Origin of the sequence: Acinetobacter sp. GG2, assembly GCF_000292385.1 — a bacterium.
GTDB classification, from domain to species: Bacteria; Pseudomonadota; Gammaproteobacteria; order Pseudomonadales; family Moraxellaceae; genus Acinetobacter; species Acinetobacter seifertii.
In genome coordinates, this window is the sequence record NZ_ALOW01000035.1 from 1 (window position 1) to 20,916 (window position 20,916).

At 39.7% G+C, this 20,916-nt stretch carries 14 protein-coding genes; 7 read left to right on the forward strand and 7 right to left on the reverse strand.

All coding sequences use genetic code 11. The features are described from left to right. Window positions 1–140: 140 nt before the first annotated feature. Entirely contained in the window at window positions 141–1,982 is a 1,842-nt protein-coding gene (locus B554_RS0110485) for a long-chain-acyl-CoA synthetase (protein ID WP_019458010.1), read from the reverse strand. 192 nt (window positions 1,983–2,174) lie between these two features. After that, window positions 2,175–5,492, reverse strand: a complete 3,318-nt coding sequence (locus tag B554_RS0110490) for an Rne/Rng family ribonuclease (protein ID WP_019458011.1) — start codon at window positions 5,490–5,492, stop codon at window positions 2,175–2,177. Window positions 5,493–6,214: 722 nt separating this feature from the next. Here B554_RS0110490 and B554_RS0110495 point away from each other — a divergent pair. From B554_RS0110495 to B554_RS0110510, 4 genes are all read left to right on the forward strand, one after another. After that, window positions 6,215–7,147, forward strand: coding sequence for an RluA family pseudouridine synthase (locus B554_RS0110495; protein WP_019458012.1), 933 nt, complete (start codon window positions 6,215–6,217; stop codon window positions 7,145–7,147). Then, on the forward strand, window positions 7,144–7,818 hold the full coding sequence (locus B554_RS0110500; protein WP_019458013.1) for an HAD-IA family hydrolase: 675 nt from the start codon (window positions 7,144–7,146) through the stop codon (window positions 7,816–7,818). The genes B554_RS0110495 and B554_RS0110500 overlap by 4 nt, the downstream gene beginning before the upstream one ends. A 70-nt stretch (window positions 7,819–7,888) precedes the next feature. Further along, complete coding sequence (locus tag B554_RS0110505) at window positions 7,889–8,584, forward strand: helix-turn-helix transcriptional regulator (protein WP_019458014.1); 696 nt, start codon at window positions 7,889–7,891, stop codon at window positions 8,582–8,584. 49 nt (window positions 8,585–8,633) lie between these two features. Further along, complete coding sequence (locus tag B554_RS0110510) at window positions 8,634–9,239, forward strand: glutathione S-transferase family protein (RefSeq protein ID WP_019458015.1); 606 nt, start codon at window positions 8,634–8,636, stop codon at window positions 9,237–9,239. Between the two features lie 57 nt (window positions 9,240–9,296). On the opposite strand, the gene B554_RS0110515 is transcribed toward B554_RS0110510, so the two are convergent. Together B554_RS0110515 and hcaR are read right to left on the reverse strand one after the other, a co-directional pair. Beyond that, window positions 9,297–9,974: a DUF1345 domain-containing protein gene (locus B554_RS0110515; RefSeq protein ID WP_019458016.1), complete on the reverse strand. Its 678-nt coding sequence runs from the start codon at window positions 9,972–9,974 to the stop codon at window positions 9,297–9,299. Window positions 9,975–10,217: 243 nt separating this feature from the next. Then, entirely contained in the window at window positions 10,218–11,117 is a 900-nt protein-coding gene (hcaR, locus tag B554_RS0110520; RefSeq protein ID WP_019458017.1) for a DNA-binding transcriptional regulator HcaR, read from the reverse strand. 692 nt (window positions 11,118–11,809) lie between these two features. Here hcaR and B554_RS0110525 point away from each other — a divergent pair. Beyond that, complete coding sequence (locus tag B554_RS0110525) at window positions 11,810–12,862, forward strand: MBL fold metallo-hydrolase (RefSeq protein ID WP_004698935.1); 1,053 nt, start codon at window positions 11,810–11,812, stop codon at window positions 12,860–12,862. 65 nt (window positions 12,863–12,927) lie between these two features. Here B554_RS0110525 and katG read toward each other — a convergent pair whose 3' ends face one another. The 3 genes from katG to B554_RS0110540 form a co-directional block, all read right to left on the reverse strand. Then, a complete protein-coding gene (katG, locus tag B554_RS0110530) occupies window positions 12,928–15,084 on the reverse strand; it encodes a catalase/peroxidase HPI (RefSeq protein ID WP_019458018.1) in 2,157 nt (718 codons plus the stop codon). 513 nt (window positions 15,085–15,597) lie between these two features. Continuing rightward, window positions 15,598–17,892, reverse strand: a complete 2,295-nt coding sequence (ptsP, locus tag B554_RS0110535) for a phosphoenolpyruvate--protein phosphotransferase (RefSeq protein WP_004698933.1) — start codon at window positions 17,890–17,892, stop codon at window positions 15,598–15,600. Between the two features lie 84 nt (window positions 17,893–17,976). After that, window positions 17,977–18,462, reverse strand: coding sequence for an RNA pyrophosphohydrolase (locus tag B554_RS0110540; protein WP_019458019.1), 486 nt, complete (start codon window positions 18,460–18,462; stop codon window positions 17,977–17,979). A 183-nt stretch (window positions 18,463–18,645) separates the two neighbouring features. Here B554_RS0110540 and B554_RS0110545 point away from each other — a divergent pair, with 183 nt between their 5' ends. Together B554_RS0110545 and B554_RS0110550 are read left to right on the forward strand one after the other, a co-directional pair. Then, window positions 18,646–19,296, forward strand: coding sequence for an HAD family hydrolase (locus tag B554_RS0110545; RefSeq protein ID WP_019458020.1), 651 nt, complete (start codon window positions 18,646–18,648; stop codon window positions 19,294–19,296). Window positions 19,297–19,448: 152 nt separating this feature from the next. Next, window positions 19,449–20,888, forward strand: coding sequence for a DUF2252 domain-containing protein (locus B554_RS0110550; RefSeq protein WP_019458021.1), 1,440 nt, complete (start codon window positions 19,449–19,451; stop codon window positions 20,886–20,888). Window positions 20,889–20,916: the final 28 nt, after the last annotated feature.

Below are 20,916 nucleotides of genomic sequence, written 5' to 3' on the forward strand. Positions count from 1 at the left end.
ACCAACTGAGCTAACGACCCGTATCGTTTTGATGTCGCGTATTTTAGCAAGTTATTCAACTAACACAAGAGGAAATTTAAAAACATTTGCATGATTGCCTATAAAAAGCACGATTTCCTCTTGTTTAGCTAAAAAATGAACTAAAAACGGTATTTATATGCCTGAATGTTGTCAAAAATTTCAGTTGTGATGTCACAATAACTGTTTGCACCAGGCAATAAAGCGAGTAAACGTTCAGAAGTTTTGCTCGGATTAAACGCATCTTCTTTCAGTTTATTCTTCTGATATTTAAAAGTACCTGTTGTTTCGACCTTTTTTTGTACACGTAAAAACACCGGTACGGCATAAGCAGGCAAACACTTCTTAAAGACAGACACCATTTCGGTTAAATCTGCGTCATTTAACTCTTCACCATCTGCCAGCGTGATGGCTGCCATACCAGCACGACCATTGGTATTTGGAATTTCTACACCATAAACGACAGCTTCAGCAATTTTTTCGTATTCGCATACCATGTTTTCCACTTCAGTGGTGGATACGTTTTCACCTTTCCAGCGGAAAGTGTCGCCTAGACGGTCCACAAACTGAGCATGACGGAAACCAATATCTCGAACTAAATCACCTGTGTTGAAATAAGAGTCGCCTTTTTTGAAAACATCTTTCCAAATTACAGATTTGTTCTTTTCAGGGTCTGTATAACCGTCAAATGGAGAGCGGCTAGTAATTTTTCCAACTAGCAGGCCAACCTCACCTGCTTTAACTTTTTGACACCAGCCGTTTTTGTCGCGGATAGGCTCATTTTTCTCTTTATCGAACTGAACAATGGCATATGGTGTAGGAGAGAAGCCAACTGTGTTGTCGAAGTTGAAAATATTGCTAAATCCAACGTTACCTTCGCTCGATGCATAAAGTTCAAGAACTTCTTTAACGCCGAAACGTTGTTTGAACTTGTCCCATATGTTTGGACGCATGCCGTTACCGATCATTTTGGTGACGCGGTGGTTACGGTCAAGTTCGGTAACTGGAGCATCCATTAGGTAACGGCAAAGTTCGCCAACATAACCAATTGCAGACGCATTAAATTTTTGAACGTCTTTCCAGAATGCGCTAGTCGAATATTTACGTCGAATAGCAAGAGTAGAGCTGCCTGCGATTACACCACACCAGCAAACCACAACACCTGTTGCATGATAAAGCGGTAAGGTAACGTACATAACGTCATCTGGGCCTAAGTTTAAGATATGGCCATAAGTGCCATACGCTAATGTCCAGCGACTATGCTTGAAAATAACTGCCTTTGGTAAACCTGTTGTACCAGAGGTGTAGATATAGAATAGGCCATCATTACCCGTCACAGAACGAGTAGTCGATGGGTTAAATTTTGGAAATTGATCAATTTGTTCAGCTAGATTCGCATAACCTTGAGGTGCTTTACCTGCATTTTGACGTGTTGCCTGATCTGCAAACCAATGAAAACGGTCTTTAGGAACATTTAAATCTTGGCGAATTTCATCAATAGCTGCTCGAACTTCTTCACCCGCAATAACAGCAATTGGCTTTACGAGATTGATGCTATGAGCGAGAACTTTACCGACTTGAGAGGTATTCACAAGTGCAATGGTCACCCCAATTTTAGCCAAACCAACAATTGTTGCGATTAGCTCGGAGCGGTTTTCAATCATTACAGCAATGACGTCTCCTTTACGCGCTCCAATAGAAAGATAGTAATGAGAAATCTGATTTGCCCATTCATTTAAAGCTTCATAAGAATAACTTTGATCTTCAAATAATAATGCCGTGCCTTTCGGATTCCGTTTAACAGCTTTTTCAAAAGCAATACCCAAACCTGTTGGAGTATGTGATGTTCTTAAATAAGCCTGTTTAAGACCATTTAGGATATGGGGTACTTTGGGAATGAAGCTAGGAAGTCTTGTGGCAACATCACCAAGAGTAATGATATCGGTCTGTGTTGTCTGGCTCATATCAATCCTATTTATTTTTCGATCAATCCAAAAAAGGTTGTGTGGGCAAAAAGTCCAATAGTTTTCATGGTTCACCATGCTTTTAAAACTTTTCTTCTAGTGCAATCAACCTAATTGGTTAAAAATAACAAAAAAAACCTAGTCATCGAAATGACTAGGTTTGTTTAAATTAGCTGCAATTGAGCAAATGGCTTACTCAGCTACAGGATTAGCTTTTTTTGGTGGACGGCCACGAGGGCGACGAGGACGACTTGGTTTGTCCTTATCAGCTTTAGAATCTTCTGGTTCACTCTCTGTAGGAGCTTCAGTTGACTCAGCAGCTTGTTCTGGAGCTGCTTTAGCTTTTGCCGCTGCTTTCGGCTGTTTCGCAATTGGAGCTTCTACTACAGCTTCAACTGGCGCTTCTTCTACGCTAGATGCCACCTCAGTTACTTGATCAAGCTCAAGCGGTTGTTGCTTTGATTCAACAGGCGCTTGTGTTTCAGCAATAGGAGCAACAACAGTTTCTTCTACTACAGGAGCAGAGGTAGCTACTTCCTCTTGAGTAGAGTGTTGTTGTTTCACTTGCTCAAATGCTTGCTCAGCAGCCAATTTTGCTAAACGGCGACGTTCACGTGGATCATTTGCAACACGTGGAGTCGGCGCTTGCGATGGAGTAAGCGGAAGCACTGGTGCTGGTTCTGCTTCTTCAGCTGGTTTATGGCTTGGAAGTTCTGCATCACGAGTTACCGGTTTTTTCTCTTCTGTTTCTGAAGTTACTTCAACCACCAAAGTACTTGCGTACTGTTCCGTAAACTTCTGCAAAGCACGATTAAACGTTGGTACTAAACCAAATTGTTCAATTAACACAGTGCAGTCTTCGCCATATACGTGACGAATTAAGCTACCAATTGTGTATTGTGCCAAAGTTGGAATTTGCGATGGCGTAACAGTTGGAGTAGCTGCTTTAGCTTGTTTAGCTTCACGTTGCTGACGACGACGCATACGAGGATCGTTGCTAGCACGTTGGATTTGAGGCTGAGTAGCTTCTTTAGTTGGTTGCGCTTCTTTTGTTTCTGCAACAACAGCTTTCTCTTCTACAACTGGTGCAGGAGTTGGCTCTTGAGCAACTTCAACAGGAGCCGCTTCAACATGTTCAACCTTTTGTTCAGGCGTTAGCGCAACAATTTCGCTTTGACCTTGGTCAACGTTGATGATTAAAGCTGTGTTCATGACATCATGTTTAGGTGCGTCAATTACATCCACTTTAACTTGTTTTTCATCAACAACTACTGGTGCCGCTGGCGTATTTTGATTTTCATTTAATACGCTTGGATCGCGATGGCGATTTGGACGGTTTGGACGTTGTTGATTATTACGATCACGGCGTGGAACAACATTCTCAGTTTGTTGTTGTACATCATTATTTTGATGTTGCTGATCTTGGTGTTGTTGACGCTTTTGCTGACGTTTTAATTCACGTTGCTCTTGGCGTGACAACTGAACCACTTCTTCATGAACTTGATGTTGTTGTTCATGAGCTTGGTGATGCTGTTCACGTTGCTCTTTATGTTTGCGCTTTTTGTTGTTCTGACGTTGTTGTTGAGATCTATCATCTTTTTCAACATGTTCACGAACTTCTTGTTTCACAGGTGACTGTGAAATATAAGCATTATTTGACTGAACTGGCGCAACTTCTGCAACAGGAGGTACAGCCACTTGACCAAACTGACCACGGCTAACAGCACCAGTATTTACCATTTGCTCAATCGCAGCTGCGGCATTTTGTGCTGAACGAGATTGATCAACAGTTTGCGCTTGTTTTTGAACAAATAAGTTTTCTAACCATGCACAAGGACTTGCCGCTTTTTGAGCTACAGCTTGCTGTGCTACAGGTTGACTTGCTTGGTTTGCTTTTTTCTGAGCTGGAGCATTATTTGAAGTTTGAGCTGTTGCATGTGCATGCCCGTGATCTGCTTCTTCTAAATGCCATTCAGAAGACTCATAACCCAGCTCTTTTTCGCTTGAGCGAGTTGCTTCAGTACGTTCATAACTAGATGGAGCAAAACCGTCTGGGTTATAAGCAATTTCGTAATGCGGAGTTTCTAAGTGTGGGTGAGGTAATACAGTCACACGTACACCAGAAGTTTGCTCTAAATACACCAGACTATGGCGTTTTTCGTTAAGCAAGAAGGCTGCAATTTCAACTGGAACTTCAACCTGAACTTCACCATGACGTTCACGAAGAGCAATCTCTTCAACTTTACGCATGATTGAAAGAGAAAGCGAACGTAGGTCACGAACCATGCCTGTACCATGACAGCGAGGGCATACATAACCTGTTGCTTCTTCAAGCGATGGACGTAAGCGTTGACGGCTCATTTCCATTAAGCCAAAACGAGACAACTGACCGAACTGGATACGAGCACGATCGCTTTGGGTTGCTTCACGAAGTTTTGCTTCAACCATACGTTGGTTGCGTTCTTTAGTCATATCGATGAAGTCGATGACAACTAAACCGCCAATGTCACGAAGACGAAGTTGACGAGCAATTTCTTCTGCTGCTTCAAGGTTTGTGTTCAGTGCAGTTTCTTCAACATCATGCCCGCGAGTTGATTTCGCAGAGTTAATATCGATTGAAACTAAAGCTTCAGTCTGGTCAATCACGATTGAACCGCCAGATGGAAGTTTTACTTCACGCTCGTAAGCAGTTTGAATTTGGCTTTCAATACCAAAATGAGCAAACAATGGCTCATTTAAAGTATAAGTTTTTAATTTGTCTAATTGACGAGGCATGACTGCTTTAACAAAGTTATAAGCTTCGTTATAAGCTTGTTCGCTATCAATTAAGATTTCAGCAACGTCATCACGTAAGTAATCACGAATTGCGCGTGTTACAACACCAGCTTCTTGGTGAACAAGCATTGGAGAAGGGCCAGAGCTTGCTGTACTTTGAATTTGTGCCCAAAGGTCAAGTAAGTGCTGTAAATCAAGCTGTAATTCTTCTTGAGTACGACCAATACCAGCAGTACGTACAATCACGCTCATGCCGCGAGGTACATTTAAAGAGGCTAAAATTTCTTTTAACTCTTCGCGTACTGAACCCGAAATTTGACGGCTGATACCGCCACCTTTAGGGTTATTTGGCATAAGAACTAAATAGCGACCTGCTAGAGAAATAAAAGTAGAAAGCGCTGCACCTTTATTGCCACGTTCTTCTTTTTCAACCTGAACTAAAAGCTCTGTGCCTTCAGTAATAAGTTCACGAATGTTTGAAGTCTGACGAGGATCTGCCTGGAAATAGCTATTCGCAATTTCACGCATAGACAAGAAGCCTTGACGGCCTGCGCCGTATTCAACAAAAACAGCTTCTAAAGAAGGTTCTACGCGGGTGACATGGCCTTTATAGATATTGGATTTTTTCTGTTCTCGGGTACGATTCTCTAAATCAAAATCGTAAAGACGATTACCAGTGATAAGTGCAACGCGAACTTCTTCGGCGTGAGTTGCATTAATCAACATACGTTTCATGGGTGTGACACCTAATAGTGACTCACACAAACAAACCAAACAAACTTAAAGGTTCTGAACGAACATCGAACATGACGGATCATTTCCCAGATCTCAAAATACTTGTGGTCTGAGTCATCTGTTACCGGCTACATTTAGCCTTAGCTTCGATTCTCGTCTATGATGTAGGCAATACTGCTTCAACCTTTAAATCGGAATTCCTTTTTGCTTCACTGGCGGGTGAGCGGTGCATTGGTTAATGACTTTCACTGTCATTGGCCGCGAAGTGACTTCTTTATTGGAAGTTTGATACGGAATGCTCATCGTATCGGTGCTTTCGGCAGTTCCAATGCATCAACGCTTTAGCCTGAAGGCAACATTAAGGATCGATTTGTCTGATGTGTATCAGTTTACGTTCCATAACCAACTAGAGTTGGTAACATATTTTTTTGAACAAACTGAATTAAACGCAACAGTTTGTCATTTTGCCGATATAATAAGCCTTCGGCGTCGGCATAATTCTTTAGGACCAATCCGAGCTGGTGATGAAAGCATCATTTTGATTGAGGTTTCAATCAGGGAAAATTCCCATTAGATGTTCACTTACGGCGGTATCCGTGCGCTGACTATATCAAACCTTGCAGCATCTGCCTATGGGCTAAGCTTAGATTTCTTGTGAAAAAACTAAGCTAATCGGTCATTTATTAATCAAATTTCGTAAAATTTCAGGTTTAAATATTAGTATGAATTCTACACAGCAATGGCAAAGTGTCACTTGGTTTGAGGTGGATGAGCATCAAGCAGGACAACGAATCGATAATTTCCTGTTTTCACGTTTAAAGGGTGTGCCAAAGAGTCGAATTTATCGTTTGATTCGTGAAGGTCAGGTTCGCGTGAATAAAAAACGTATTAAAGCCGAGACCAAACTCGCAATTGGAGATCAAATTCGTGTTGCGCCTATTCGCTATGAACAAAAAGATGAAACAGCTGTTCCTGTAAGTAATGGTGTGGCACAAAGTTTGTTAAGCCGTGTGGTTTACGAAGATGAAGGTCTATTAGTTGTAAATAAACCATCTGGTATTGCTGTACATGGCGGCAGTGGTGTGGCTTATGGTTTGATTGAGGCACTACGTGCGGCGACAGGCAAAAAATATTTAGAACTCATTCATCGTATTGACCGTGATACTTCTGGTCTAGTCATGATCAGTAAAAAACGTAGCACTTTAAAGTTGCTACAAGATATGTTGCGTGAACACAAAATTCGTAAGACCTATGCAGCTATTGTAAAAGGTCAGGTAAGTCTTGATAAGCAACTCATTGATGCTCCTTTATTCCGCTATGAGTTAGCCAATGGTGAGCGTCGTGTACGTGTATCTAAAGAAGGTAAACCAAGTAAAACTGAATGGGTGGTTGCAGAGCGCTTTAAAAATGCCACGTTGGTTCATGCTTCACCTTTATCAGGTCGCACACATCAAATTCGTGTACATGGCTTAAGTATTGGCCACCCTTTGATTGGTGATGATAAATACGGGCATAATACAGCTTATGCAGGCCCTGAAGCACGCCGTTTGTGTTTACATGCGATGCGTTTAGATATTCCGGGTTATCCGACGATCGAAGCGCCTTTACCAGAAGACATGACCCAGTTATTAGATGCTTTGAGAGTAGCAAAATGAGTCTGAAAACCGAATTAGTGATTTTTGACTGGGATGGTACTTTATATAATTCTGTTGGTCAGATTGTTGCAAGTTTACAGCATGCGGCAGAGCAGCATGAGTTAACTCTGAATGATGAAGCTGCAAAAAGCATTATTGGTTTAGGTTTACCGGAAGTGATGCAAACTTTGTTTCCGGAAGCGCCCGAGCTACATGAATCGATTTTAAAAGCATATGGTGATCACTATATTGCGAACTCGACTAGTGATGCATGGTTTGAGGGTGTTTCTGAACTACTTCATGACTTAAAAGCCCAAGGTTTAAAGCTTGCCGTAGCGACAGGTAAAAACCGTCGTGGATTAGACCGTGTGATTGCAAAAACACAAAGTACTCATTTGTTTGATGTGACTCGCGCAGCCAATGAAACTCGTTCAAAACCAGATCCACTTATGTTGCAAGAAATATTAACAGTCACTGGGGTGAGTGTTGAGCGTGCAGTCATGATTGGCGATAGCAGCTATGATCTTGAGATGGCACAGCGTTTAGGGATGCCACGTATTGGTGTAGGCTATGGTGTGCATTCAATCGAAGTATTACAACAGTTCCAGCCTTTAACGATTGCTAAAGATGTACCTGAGCTGCATAACTTTTTAAGAGAGTACGCAAAGTTATCTAAAGCAGATGTAGCGTAATTTAGAATGATATAAGAAGGGGGAATTCATTCCCTCTTATTGTAAGTCCAATAACAATAAGACGAGAAAAATGAGCCGTTCTATTCGTTTATTAAATCTTTTACAACAACTCCGTGAATTCCGTTATCCAGTTACTGCCCAAGTCTTGGCTGAACGTATGGGAATTAGTGTTCGTAGTATTTACCGTGATATTGATAGTCTACGTGCACAAGGTGTGAGAATCGATGCATCAGCAGGTTTAGGGTTTCAGCTTAAAGAAGACATTGTATTACCACCAATGACACTCAATGAAAATGAAGTTGAAGCTATTTTTTTGGCGTTGTATTGGTTAAAGAGTGTGCCTGACCAGTCTTTACAATCATCATCTACATCCATCTTAGCTAAATTAAATTCTGTTTTGCCTGAGCATCGCCAATACTTATTACAGCAAACGACCTTAAGAGCGTTTAACACATGGCTGCCTGTAGATGAAAATCGAGTCGAACAAGTGCGGTTAGCTATTCGGCAGCAAGTCAAAATTTCGATGCATTATCATGATGAACAACAGCGAAGTAGTGTTCGAACCTTGTGGCCTTTTGCCTTGGGATATTTTAATGACAAAATTGTGTTGGCCGCATGGTGTGAACTAAGACAGGACTTTCGACATTTTAGACTTGATCGTATTCAACACTTAAGTTTAACCCAAGAGTTATATCCATCATTTAAACAACAACTGTTCCAGCAATGGTGGGCGCAAGAATCGCAAACGACTACTGACAAAAACTGACAAAAGACCCTTGTAGACTAGCATCACGATAAACAAGGAGCCATAAAAAATGAGCCTTAAACTTTATACTAACAAAGAATCACGTGGTGTTGTGGTCGACTGGCTTTTAGTCGAATTAGGTGTTGAGTGTGAACGTATTGAAGTCGAATACAAGACTGAAATGAAAACACCGGAATATCTAAAAATTAATCCTTTTGGAAAAGTACCTGTATTGGTAGATGGCGATGTGGTTATTTATGAGTTGGGGGCAATTTGTGCATATCTAGCCGACAAGTTTAGTGACAAAGGTTTAGCACCAGCCTTGAATGATCCAAAGCGTGGTTTGTACTACCGTTGGTTGTTTATGATGGCAGGTCCTTGGGAAGCTGCTGGCGTTGATAAAGCTCTAGGAATAGAAGTAACACCTGAGCAAAAAATGTTTGTTGGTTATGGTGATTACAACGATGCCTACCAAGCTTTAGTTGAAGGGTTAAGTGAAGCGAAGCCTTATTTATGTGGTGAACAGTTTACGGCAGCAGATGTAAGTGTTGGCGCAATGCTATTATGGCAATTGAAAATGAACGCGATTGAATCACACCCTACCATTACACGTTATGTTGAAACGATTAAGCAACGTGAAGGCTTAAAACAAAGCAGCATGGGCGAGTTACTGTAAATTTATACTACTTCGAGCCACCCTTTAGGGTGGCTTTCTGTTTTTAACCCAAGCGTTTTAGTTACTGATAAAACCAGCAGCCACGTTAATACAAATTGCTAAAATTGTTGTGTTAAAGCCAAATGCTAATACGAAATGAAATAAGTTGAGCAAACGCATATGCCTAGTCGTGACCGACACATCTGCTGTTTGTGCTGAAGTGCCAATAATATAACTAAAATATAAGAAGTCGGGATAAGTTGGATTTTTGGTGCCTGGGAACTCTAATCCGCCACTTTCTTCATTTCTCGATAAAGCCATATAAAAGTCATGTGCATAATGCAAGGCGAAAACTGTGTGCATAAAAAGCCATGCTGAAACAATCGTAAGTAAAGCTAAAGCAACGTGTCCTAATTTTGCATAATGGTCAGAAGGAAGCTGGGACAACTGTACTAAAATAGCAACTAAACACATAGAAATTGCCAGTAAAACAATCAGCATAATCACCCATTTGCTTTCATCTTGTTTTTTAGCTTGTTGCTGCATTTGAGAGTGATCTGCATTTTTCATTAGTTTGAAAACATGCAATAAATATAAGCCAATCGAACCATTCCAGCTGACTAATAAAATAGTGGACCATTTCCATGAGGTGAACCAAGTCAATAGAGTTCCGGCAATAACCCCCACAAATAAAGCAATAAAGAAGTGAGGTCGATTTCGCACGCTACGACCCAAATGCTTTAATAGTGCTATCATTTACTCGACACTCCATATGCTCTAGTAAATATTTTTTTACTGTTTGGTTAATTTAACATTAAGTTTTATATATGCTTTATGCTTATTAATAATATTTTATAAATTAATGATAATATATTTATCGAAAATTAAATTACTTCATTAAAGTATAAAATAAATATTAAATGCATTTATTTTATACTTTAATTTAGATTTTCTAACTAATTTATTATTTAAGAGTAAAAGTAGATTTAACTTTGGTGTTTAATCTTGATTCTTATCAAGATGAAATACTTTATTGAGCTGATCAATAAATCTTTTAACACCAACAGATTGTGTATTTTTACGATAACTCACAAATAAATCTAAAGAAGGTAATTCAACATCGAGAGGACGAACCACGGTGTTAGCAACGCCTAGCGGAGCAATATAGGCTGGTAAAATCGTGCATCCTAGTCCTGATCCAGCAGAATTAATGTTAAGTAAAATACTATCTGCCTTTTGTACAATATTGAGGTCAATATTATAAGTTTTAGTAAACTCTAAAATAGTATTATGCAACGTGCTAGATTGTTCAGCAGCAGGAATAATGAAATCAATACCATTTAACGCTTTTACGGGGATACGTTCGTATTTGGCGAGGGGATGATTTCTTGGTAATAGAAAAATTAGAGGTTCTGTTAAAACAAATTGGCTTTGAATTTCATCAGTTTCAGTATTGTCACGAGTAAAGGTGATATCGAGTTCACCTCTTTTTAAGGCTTTGAGTTGCTCCGTATTGTTTAAGCTTGATAGTTCAATCGTAAGGTCTGGGTGTTGTAAGCGAAGATTTGGCAGTACATAGGGGAAAATTTTCATTTCTGCAATGGGGACGAAACCAATGCGTAATAGCTGTTGTTTAGCCTTCGAGACTTGGCGTGCCAAAGCGACTGCCTTATCAGCTTGGGCTAGTGTTAAACGAGCATGTTCTAAAAATACTTCACCTTCTTCTGTTAATTCGACTTTACGTTTTGTGCGATTTAAAAGTCGTACTCCGACATCTTCTTCTAAATCTTTAATTTGTTGGCTAAGGGAAGGTTGTGCGGTGTAGAGTTTGAGAGCGGCCTTACTAAAATTTAATTCTTCAGCAACAGTGATGAAATATCGAAGATGGCGTAATTCCATAAGACTAATCCAAAAAATGTCTTACTATGATTTAAGTAAAGTATAAAGCATAAAAGTATATAGCGTGAAGATGCTTTAGATATTTATAAAATAAATGAAAATTTATAAATCATTATTAATTTAATATGAAAAATTTTTTAATTATTAATTTATAAAATATATTAATCCAGCTTCACAATCAAATTTATTTTAAATTCTAGTCATAAATTTTAATTACTCTTGAAAAATAATATGTGATTTTCTCATATTATGAAAAAGACTATTATTTGTAGAAGTTTTGATAGAAGGAAATCTTTGTATAGTTGTGTATCAATAGTATTTTGTTAATAAATGTATCGCTTGTATGTTGCTGTATTTTCCGATTTTATGCATATCAAAAAAGTCAGCAATTTTATAAAAATTGATTAACTGAGATAAAAACAATTCCTCCTTTCGTTATAGGCGGCTTATTATATAGGATTGTTATGTTATACAGTAGCTTTTAATAAGCACTATAATTAATGAATCACAAACTCAACATATCTAGACATTCTTTTGTGGCAGTTTAGATTGATGTGTGTGGGTGGCGATGAAAATAAAAGGGATATTTATATGATAAATAAATGTAAGTTTCATAGCTTAATTTATTTAAATCGCTAAGATAGAAGACAGTATGATTCATCCTCTCGATGCTACAACCATAGAATAAGCCCATGAAAGACAAGCCGACATTAACGTATCAATTGCCGACTCAGTCCTGTTGGACGCATACTTGGATAAAGCCGCCTTTTTGCCATCCTGAATTGGGCCACGAAAAAGATACTCGTTTTTATAATCAGCAGCCTAGGTCACCAGCACGGGGATCGAAAGAGCTATTACGCTGGTTAGTTACGCGTGAATCTTATACTTGGAATGTAGATATTCAACATGAATATGAAGCGCGCATTAATACACCAATTGCGTTGCCACAAAATCGCCCTCATGCGGACTTAGATGATTGGCAAGTTTGGTTTGTAGGTCACGCGACTGTACTTATTCAAATTGGACCATATAACTTTATTACTGACCCAGTATGGTGTGATTATGCGAGTCCACTGCATGGTCGTGGTCCACGTCGTGTATGTCCAGCAGGTTTTGCCTTGGAACAGTTGCCAACTATTCATGGAGTTTTACTGAGCCATAATCACTATGATCATATGGATTTAGCAACGCTTGAATGGCTACATAAAAAATTTGCAATGCCGATTTATACAGGGCTAGGTAACGGGTTTTACTTGCCTAAAGAGTTCCATGTCATTGAAATGGACTGGTGGCAGGAAATTCCTTATCACGAGTTAAGAATTGTTTATACACCTGCTCAGCATGGTTCGGGGCGTGGTTTACGTGACCAAAATAAAGCACTTTGGGGCGGGTTTTCGGTTTTAGCAAAAACAGGACATTGTTTTTTTGCTGGTGACACTGGCTATGCAGGGCACTTCAAACAGATACATGCACGTTATGGGGCACCGCGTGTTGCTTTACTTCCAATTGGAGCTTATGAACCTCGTAAACTAATGAGCTATGTTCATATGAATCCTCAAGACGCAGTCCATGCACATTTAGATTTACAAGCCCATCGTTCCGTTGCGATTCACTATCGAACCTTTCAGTTAACAGATGAAAATCGTGAAGATCCAGAGCATGCTTTAGCTCACGCTATTAAAGCTTCCTCAAAACTTGCTAATCCTTTTTATTGTATTCGAGAAGGGCATAAATTGACTGTCTAAAACCTCAATGTTGTATATAAAAAAGCCAGTTCAATGTGAACTGGCTTTTTTGATTTTGACTTAAATTAAGCTAAGTCAAAACGGTCAAGATTCATGACTTTTGTCCATGCTGCAACAAAGTCTTGAACAAATTTTTCTTTACCATCGGCTTGAGCATAAACTTCTGACAAGGCACGTAAAATTGAGTTTGAACCAAAAACTAAGTCATTACGTGTCGCAGTAAATTTGACTGTACCTGTCTTACGGTCTTTGCCTTCAAATACTTCACTTGTTGAATCAACAGGTGCCCATACATTCGACATGTCGAGTAAGTTTGTAAAGAAATCTGTGCTGAGTACACCCACTTGCTGAGTGAATACACCATGTTGTGAACCATCCCAATTGGTGCCCAGTACACGTAAACCACCAATTAATGCAGTTAACTCTGGTGCAGTCAAAGTCAGTTGCTGAGCTTTATCAATCAATAAGATTTCAGCTGGTGTGTTGATACCTTCTTTCTTCCAGTTTCTAAAGCCATCAGCAGCGCCGAGTAGCAATTGGAAAGTTTCGATATCAGTTTGACTTTGTAATGCATCAACACGACCAGGAGCAAATGGAACGCTAATGTTAAAGCCTGCCGCTTGAGCAGCTTGCTCTACACCCACGTTACCTGCAAGCACAATTAAGTCAGCCAATGACAATTGGGTCGATGCTTTGAGCTCTTCAATTTTAGTTAAAGTCTCAACAGCTTTTTTATTGACTTCCCAACCACGTTGAGGCGCTAAAGCAATGCGTGCACCGTTTGCACCACCGCGTTTGTCTCCACCACGGAATGTTGATGCTGATGCCCAACCAAGAGAAACTAACTCACCAGCAGATAATCCTAACGCAGCGATTTTTGCTTTTGCATCAGCAATACTTGCAGCAGATGGTATAGCGCTAGCAGCAGGTAATGGGTCTTGCCAAATTAAATCTTCAGCAGGTACTTCAGGGCCTAAATAACGTGTTTTTGGCCCCATATCACGGTGAGTTAACTTGAACCATGCACGAGCAAATGCATTTGCGAATGCTTGAGGGTCGTCATGGAAGCGACGAGAGATCTTTTCAAACTCAGGGTCAAAACGTAAAGTCAAATCTGTAGTCAGCATAGTTGGCTTACGTTTAACTGATGGATCGAATGGATCAGGAATAATCGCTTCAGCATCTGCTGCTACCCATTGAATTGCACCAGCAGGTGAGCGTTCTTGTACCCACTCGTATTTGAATAGGTTTTCAAAGAAGTAATTGCTCCATTGTGTTGGAGTCTGTGACCAAATTACTTCTAAACCTGAAGTGATCGCATCTTTACCAACACCTGTACCAAAGCTATTTGACCAGCCAATTCCCATTTGTTCAATTGGAGCACCTTCAGGATCAGCCTGAACATGGTCAGCAGGGGCTGCACCATGCGTTTTACCTAAAGTATGGCCACCTGCAATCAATGCAACAATTTCTTCGTCATCCATTGCCATGTTGCCGAAAGTCGCACGAATAAACGGTGCAGCCGATTTTGGATCACCACTGGCTTCTGGACCTTCAGGGTTCACATAAATTAGACCCATTTCGGTTGCTGCAAGATTACTGCCTTCCAAAGCTTCAGAGTTACGGTGAGCTAACCATTCTTTTTCATCGCCCCAGTTTACATCGTTATCTGGTTCCCAAACATCTTCACGACCTGCACCAAAACCAAAGGTACGGAAGCCAGAAGATTCAAGTGCAATGTTCCCAGCAAGAATAAATAAATCTGCCCATGATATTTTTTGACCATATTTCTGTTTAACTGGCCATAATAAACGACGTGCTTTATCTAAGCTCGCATTGTCAGGCCAACTATTTAATGGCGCAAAACGTTGTTGACCACGACCAGCACCACCACGACCATCACCCATACGATAGGTACCCGCAGCATGCCATGCTAAACGAATAAATAAGCCTGTGTAATTTCCCCAATCGGCTGGCCACCAGTCTTGGGAATCGGTTAATACATTTTTGATATCAGCTTTAAGGGCGTAGTAGTCAATTTTTTTAAATTCTTCGCGGTAATTAAAATCTTTACCAAGTGGATTAGAGCGTTCTGAATGTTGATTAAGCAAGTCAACACGTAATTGATTTGGCCACCAGTGTAAATTAGTCGTGCCACCACCGAGGGCTACTTGTGGTTTTGAGTTATGACCTGAAAAGGGACATTTTGATTCGTTTGACATGATTATATTCTCTCTGGGTAATATTTATTTGAGCTTTAAATGGAACCGAATGCTCATTTTCCTGGACTTCTGGGTTAAAAAACGATGTGTATCAAATAAAGAAATGAGAGAACAAGTGGTGAAGTAAACTGTTTAAATTTTTTCACTGTTATGTCAGCTCATCATTTTTATTCAATACTACATAAGTTTCCTTTGTTTATTATTCCTTCAATTTACTGCATGAAGACTAAAAAACAAGAGGGAAAATGGTTCGACTTTTGCAAATAATGATGCATAGCATGAGCTCCTTAATCATTGAAACATCGCAATATCTTTCAACTTCGTTCTTTAAATATACTAAAATCTGAATATTTATTTTTCAAATGGATTAAATTGGCTATATTAATAGGTAAAACCGATTTTAAGAGTTAAGCAAAATTGTTGAATACAGTAGGTAAGAGTTTGAAATAACGAGAAAATCTAAAAAATAGTTCAATTAAAAAGGAGAGTTAAAACTCTCCTTTTTTTCAGTATTTATACAGTGACAAGACGGTTAGATTTAACCATATCGGCTAAACCATGCGTTTTAAAGTAGTACTCAAGCCAGCTTTTTACAATAAGTGGGTTATTCATTTTCATCACATCATCAAGTAATTTTTGGGCATCTGTCATTGGTACATGACAAATTGCTTTACGGACACGCAAGATGTTACTTGAACTCATAGAAAGGGTATTAAAGCCCATTGCCATCAGTAAGATTGCTGATAAAGGATCACCCGCCATCTCACCGCAAATACTTACTGGTTTTTGGTACTTGTGACATTCCTTCACCAGTCGGGTTAGGGCACGCAAAATAGATGGATGGAAGTGTGAATATACGCTGGCCACATGCGGGTTATTACGGTCCACTGCGAGCAAGTATTGAGTTAAGTCATTTGAACCAACCGAGAAGAAATCGACAAGTTCAGCAAACTCATCAATTTGTAGCAGTACGCTTGGCACCTCTACCATAATCCCGATTTTTGGTTTGGTAATCTTAACCTGTTCTTCTTCTTGCACAGCGATCCAATCACGTTCAAGTAAATAAAGTACTTCTTCGACTTCACTTACTGTTGTCACCATTGGTAAGAGAATATGCAAATTATTTAAGCCAATACTTGCTTTAAGCATTGCACGAATTTGTGCCGAGAAAATCTCTGGATGATCGAGTGTAAAACGAATACCACGCCATCCTAATGCCGAGTTTTCTTCTTCGATACTGAAGTATGGTAAGTCTTTATCGGCACCAATATCGAGGGTTCGCATCACCACAGGCTTATTGGCAAAGTGGCTCAACTGTTGACGATAGATAGCACGTTGTTCTTCTTCACCTGGGAAGCGTTCCCGCAACATGAATGGAATTTCACTTCGGTATAGACCTACACCTTGCGCACCACGTTGTACGCCGCGAACGACATCAATCATGAGACCTGTATTCACATAAAGCTGAACAGATACACCATCTGGAGTAATCGCCTCTTTGGTCTCGTATTGCTTGAGATCTTTTGCGATTTGCTCATCTTCTTTTTGAATTTCTTTATAGCGTTGACGTAAACGACGTGGCGGATTTACAAAAACACGGCCCTGATAAGCATCCACAATCATTTCTGCATCATCAAGCGTGTTAACAGGTAGTTCAGTGACACCAACCACTGTTGGAATACCTAATGCACGCGCCACAATTACCATATGCGAGTTGGCTGCACCTTCTGAGGTTACAATGGCTGCAATATTATCTACTGGTAATTCCACAAGCGCAGCAGTACTAATTTCTTCACCAATTAAAATACTGTCTGGGCTGAGTTCACGGTGGCTCGAATCTTCTTCTTGTAAACACGCTAAAATACGTCGGCCTAAATCTTTAAGGTCGGAAACGCGTTCGCGAAGATAGTCATCTTCCATTTGTGCAAATAGGGCGGTGTGTTTTTCAATGACACGACGTACAGCACCTTGCGCCCAATGACCATCACGAATCAGATCTTTAATTTCTGCGGGTAATGCATTTTCATCTAGCATTCTTAAGAAAACGCTAAATAAAGCGCGTTCTTCTGCCATGAGTGAATCATGCATTTTTTCGTCTAAAGAACGAATCTCTGAACGAACTGATGAGATCGCTTGATCTAAAAGGCGAAGCTCATGGCTAATATCTTCTGCTTCACGGTCAGGGACTGCGCCTAAGTCGGCAGGTGGATACAAAATAATGGCACGACCTAAAGCAACACCACCTGCACCTGACGCACCTTGGAAGGTTTTATAGGCAGGCCCATTACTTGGCTTACGAAATACATCGATGTTGCCAACTGCGTGAGCATGCGCAATCACCCCAGAAAGCTGAGCACAGAGTGTAACTAAAAAGGATTCGGCTGCTTCGCTAAAGTCTTGAGGAAGTCTATTTTGGACAACTAAAACGCCCATAACTTTACGACGGTACATGACAGGTACGCCGAGGAATGAGTTATAAATTTCTTCGCCCGTTTCAGGTAAATACAAGAAGCGCTCATGTTTTGGGGCATTGTCAAGGTTAACAATTTCTTCACGTTGCCCAACCAAACCGACCAAGCCTTCACCTATCTGCAATGAGACATGACCAACAGATTCTGGATTTAAGCCTTTTGAGGCCATCAAGACGTAACGCTGGTTGCGTTCATCGAGTAAATAAATAGAGCAAACATCCACTTTCATGGCCTCAGCAACCTGATTGACCATAATGTCTAACGATTCATGCAAACTCACGGACGCATTAATCTCTTGGACAATGCGTCTTAGAGTGTCGAGTTGCATGTTTGACATGGATGTATACTCCAGTATTTTTTAGACTATGAATGTATTTATAACAGCACTTTTAATAAAAATCATTTGCTAGATAAATGATTTTTAGGGTAATTGTTGCAACGGCAACTGTGTACACAACTCCACCATGGCTTTGCGGTAAACATCACGCTTGAAGTTGACCACTTGACCAAGAGGATACCAATAGCTAACCCACTGCCATTCGTCAAATTCGGGCGGGTCAGAGAGGTTTAACTGAATGTTTTTTGCAGGTGCAGTTAACTTCAGTAAAAACCATTTTTGTTTCTGTCCGATACATACAGGGTCAGAGTCTGACCGAATGTACCGATGTGGCAAACGATAACGCAGCCATCCTTTGGTTTGCGCAATAATCTGGACATGTTCGGGCAATAAGCCGATTTCTTCTCTCAGTTCTCGAAAAAGTGCCTGTTCAGGGGTTTCTCCAAACTGGATGCCTCCTTGTGGAAATTGCCAAGCATTGTGACCAATGCGCTTTGCCCATAAAACCTGTCCATCATCGTTTGCCAAAATGATCCCGACATTGGGTCGGAAACCTTCTGAGTCGATCATTTGGCTACCTAAATATTTATCTATATCGTTGACTTTAATCGCGGGGACAAACACTTTTTTATGTCCAGCTCGAAAAGATCAAAGTAAAATGTTTAAATTGCTACGATCTTAACGAATTTCTATCGACTAGCGGAGATAGATTTACATTTTTTTTCTTAAATTTCAGTTTAAACGAGAATTTTCATGAAACTGGCGTTGTTTGATTTAGACCATACCTTGTTAAATACCGATTCAGACCACTCGTGGGGTGAATTTTTAGTCAATGAAGGTTTGGTTGATCCGGTTCATCATCGTCAGATGAATGATAAATTTTATGAAGATTACAAAGCAGGCCAACTTGACCCATATGCTTATAATGAATTCGTTTTTGGTTTCTTAACAAAACATGACAATAGCTACTTAACAGAGCTTCACCAATTGTTCATGCAAAAAGTGATTCGTCCACAAATGCGCCCTAAAGGCTTCGATGCGATTAAGAAACACCAAGACTTAGGTCATACCATTGTGGGTATTACGGCAACAAGTGATTTTATTACCGCGCCAATTTTTCGTGAATTTGGTATTACTGAAATTTTAGCGACCAATGCTGAAGTTGTTGACGGTAAATATACTGGTAAAGTTGCGGGCTTGGCATGTTATCAAAAAGGTAAACTAGCACGTCTTGACGATTGGTTGGCTGGACGCAGTGTGTCTGAGTCTTGGGCTTATTCAGATTCAATCAATGACCGTTTTTTACTTGAATATGCAACACATGCGATTGCGGTAAATCCGGATGATCGTCTAGAAAAGTTAGCTCAAGAGCATAACTGGGAAATTCAGGACTGGTCGATTTAAGATGATCGAGTCGGAAGAGCTATGGGTTAGATAAGCTCTTCCAACTTTTAATTCATTAGGTTTAAATCATTTTTTTATATTTCTTGAAAATCCTAATCCAAAAATAAATATTGATAAGTTCAATAAAAATAAATTTTAAAAATGAGGTAATAATGTCAAAAACACCACAGATTAAATTACCAAGCCAACTTTGGAATGATCAAAGTATTGACTTAACACGCCATCGCTATCAGGGGAAATTACTGAGCAAAAGTGAAGGTTTTAAATTAGGTAAGGCTCAACGTAAAAAAGTACCACGTGAACAGTTGTCAAAACTTTCTGAACGACCAAAAGATACAACTGCTTTAACGATCTATGATTGGAGTAACCAAGGAAGGTTAGAGAAACTCAAACCGATTCGTGCAAAACGGATGAGTGTTTCACCGTTTACATTTTATCGTGGCATGCCTTCTTTGATGTTATTTGACCAAGCATGGGAGCAAATAAATACAGGTTTATTTCAGCAAATTTGTGGTGATTGTCATTTAAGTAATTTTGGTGGTTTTGCAAGTCCAGAACGTAACTTGTTATTTGGACTCAATGATTTTGATGAAACTTTAGTTGCCCCATTTGAATGGGATGTAAAGCGTTTAGCAACCAGTTTTGTGATTGCAGCACGTGATATTAAGCTTGTAGATAAAGTAGGTTTAAGAGCAATTAAAATAATGCTGAATAGTTACCGTCAGCACTTATTAGAGAGTGCAAAACTTTCACCACTACAAGTTTGGTATGAAAAAATTGATGCCATTACCTTATTAGAAAATAGTGAATGCCGAAAAATCAGAAAGAAAAGCGAAAAGGATATTGATTCGGCACAGAAAAAAACGGTGTATTCTGTTTTGCCAAAGCTTACACAGCAAGACCAAGAGACAGGTTTACGTCATTTTGTAGATGATGCGCCGTTATTATGGCACCCAAGTGCAGATGAACCATTTAGTAAAGATGTTGATGTATTCTTTCAACAATACCGTGATTCTTTGAAATATGATCGCCAAGTCCTTTTTGATCGTTATCAATGTACAGATGTGGCTTTTAAAGTGGTGGGTATTGGAAGTGTTGGTACACGATCAGCCATAGCATTATTTCAAGATGCAGATCGGGAGCCGTTAATTTTACAAATGAAAGAAGCGAATCCATCAATTCTTAGTCCGTTATTTGTAGAAAAAGTAAATCACGAAGGTGAACGTGTAATACATGGACAGCAACTGATGCAAGCCGCAAGTGATATATTTCTTGGATTTTCTTCAATATCGAATCAACATTTTCATGTACGTCAGTTACGTGATATGAAAATCTCTTTTAATCTTAATGATATGGATGAGGAGTATTTCTATAAGTATGCTGAAGATTGTGGCTTAGCTTTAGCGCATGCCCATGCAAAATCTGGAAATGCAGATGTACTTATGGGATATCTTGGAGAGGGCGATACGATTGTAGACGTATTACAAACGTATGCAGAAGAATATGCAGAGCGCAATTTAAACGATTATCAACAATTTATGAATGAAGTTGCAGAGGGTAAAATTCCACTCGCTGGAGATGATGCGCTTTAAGAATAAGTATGCTGTTACAGATGACATG